2 protein-coding genes are annotated in these 1,164 nt (G+C 47.2%); both read right to left on the reverse strand.

All coding sequences use genetic code 11. From position 1 onward, the window contains the following. Nucleotides 1-49 precede the first annotated feature (49 nt). Nucleotides 50-736, reverse strand: a complete 687-nt coding sequence (locus R7O13_RS24335) for a phosphoglycolate phosphatase (protein ID WP_318304864.1) — start codon at nucleotides 734-736, stop codon at nucleotides 50-52. 102 nt (nucleotides 737-838) lie between these two features. Further along, the coding region (locus R7O13_RS24340; RefSeq protein ID WP_318304865.1) for a TrmH family RNA methyltransferase at nucleotides 839-1,164 on the reverse strand (326 nt) is incomplete at its 5' end.

Raw genomic sequence — 1,164 nt, forward strand, 5'->3', positions numbered from 1 at the left:
TTACTCAGTGTACTCATTAACAAGTATTTTGGAAGCTCTTTTGTTGCCGTTATGCAGAAACGGCTACTACTTCCAATAATTCAGATAAACTGTCTGCGACAAAATCTGGGTTTGAAGCTGAAATAGGCTCACCATGGTTGTAACCGTATGTTAAACCAAACGAAGCACAACCTGCGTTTTTCGCCGCAAGGATGTCATTCTTCGAGTCGCCAACCATCAGCATTTCGCTCGCTTTCACCTGATGTTTTTCCATCAACCAGTTCAGTGCGACTGGATTTGGTTTTTTCTCAGGGAATGCATCACCACCCAATACGTCCACAAAGTATTTTGCGATGCCATGTTGATCTAGAATTTCTGGAACAAACTTCGATGGTTTGTTCGTTACAAGCGCCATCGCAAAGCCTGCCTGATGTAGCTCTTCTAGCGTCTCTTTTACTGTTGGGTAAAGATGGCTCAGCTGATGACCGCTTTGCGCGTAAAAGTCATCAAACAGCTCGCGTCCTTTTGCACGCAGCTCTTCACTAAGATCGCTACTGATGGTCATGCTTTGGCTTAGCGCGCGACCAATCAGGACGTCAGCACCGTTACCTACGTAATCACGTACTTGCTCTTCCGATACTGCAGGGTAACCCAAAGCTTGTACCGCTTGGTCTGCAGCAACGGCCAAATCAGGTACGCTGTCCAACAATGTGCCATCCAGATCGAACGCAATCAGTTTAGTATCTTGTTGAGTCATAATTTCCCTAGCTAAAAATAACAAAGGATGGTTTCCCATCCTATGTGTTTGATTCTTCAAGCCACTAAGCCTTTGGGCTCAGTGACATATGGTCTCATTCGCTTACTTCGCAGCCAAGCGCTGACGAACTGCTTCGAATAAACAGATGCCTGATGCAACCGACACATTCAAACTTGATACGCTACCTGCCATTGGGATTTTAATCAAATCATCGCAAGTTTCTCGCGTTAGGCGGCGCATGCCATCACCTTCTGCGCCCATGACAATTGCCAGAGGACCAGTCAGTTTTGCTTGATAAATGTCGTGTGTCGCTTCACCCGCCGTACCCACGAACCAGATGCCCTGCTCTTGCAGAGTACGCATTGTGCGCGCTAGGTTGGTTACACGAATCAAAGGCACCACTTCTGCAGCGCCACAGGCTACTTTGC

Source organism: Vibrio sp. Y176, from assembly GCF_033438945.1.

Coding starts and splice junctions, on each gene's coding strand:
- R7O13_RS24335 (WP_318304864.1), bottom strand. CDS start 736: ATGACTCAACAAGATACTAAACTGATTGCGTTCGATCTGGATGGCACA.